Genomic DNA, 716 nt, shown 5'->3' on the forward strand with positions numbered 1-716 from the left:
GCCCAGGAGCAGCTGCGTACCGCCCTGGCACTGGGTGCCGACCGCGCCATTCTGGTCGAGAGCAACGACGACCTGAACTCGCTGGCCATCGCCAAGCTGCTCAAGGCTGTGGTGGACAAGGAACAGCCGCAGCTGGTCATCCTCGGCAAGCAGGCGATTGACTCCGACAACAACCAGACCGGCCAGATGCTGGCTGCACTGAGCGGCTACGCCCAGGGCACCTTCGCCTCCGAAGTGGCTGTGGAAGGCGAGCGCGTCAAGGTCACCCGCGAGATCGACGGCGGTCTGCAGACCGTTGACCTGAAGCTGCCGGCCATCGTCACCACTGACCTGCGCCTGAACGAGCCGCGCTACGCGTCGCTGCCGAACATCATGAAGGCCAAGAAGAAGCCGCTGGAAACCCTCAAGCCGGACGAGCTGGGCGTGAGCACCGCCTCCACCCTGAGCACCCTGAAGGTCGAAGCCCCGGCCGCCCGCAGCGCCGGCATCAAGGTCAAGACCGTTGACGAGCTGCTCGACAAACTGAAGAACGAAGCCAAGGTGATCTGACATGACGATTCTGGTTATTGCCGAACACAACAATGCCGAGCTGAACGCCGCCACCCTGAACACCGTGGCCGCTGCCCAGGCCATCGGTGGCGACATCGAGGTGCTGGTGGCCGGTGCCGGTTGTGGCGCCGTAGCGGAAGCCGCTGCCAAGATCGCCGGTGTCTCCA

The 716-nt window shown here is 64.5% G+C and carries 1 protein-coding gene and 1 pseudogene; both read left to right on the forward strand.

The window, feature by feature from the left end; all coding sequences use genetic code 11:
• On the forward strand, positions 1-549 hold a 549-nt coding region (locus IEW63_RS14535), incomplete at its 5' end, for an electron transfer flavoprotein subunit beta/FixA family protein (RefSeq protein ID WP_188637348.1).
• 1 nt (position 550) lies between these two features.
• A pseudogene (locus IEW63_RS14540) lies at positions 551-716 on the forward strand (electron transfer flavoprotein subunit alpha/FixB family protein); the annotation flags it as partial.

Source organism: Halopseudomonas pertucinogena (assembly GCF_014646575.1).
GTDB lineage: Bacteria > Pseudomonadota > Gammaproteobacteria > Pseudomonadales > Pseudomonadaceae > Halopseudomonas > Halopseudomonas pertucinogena.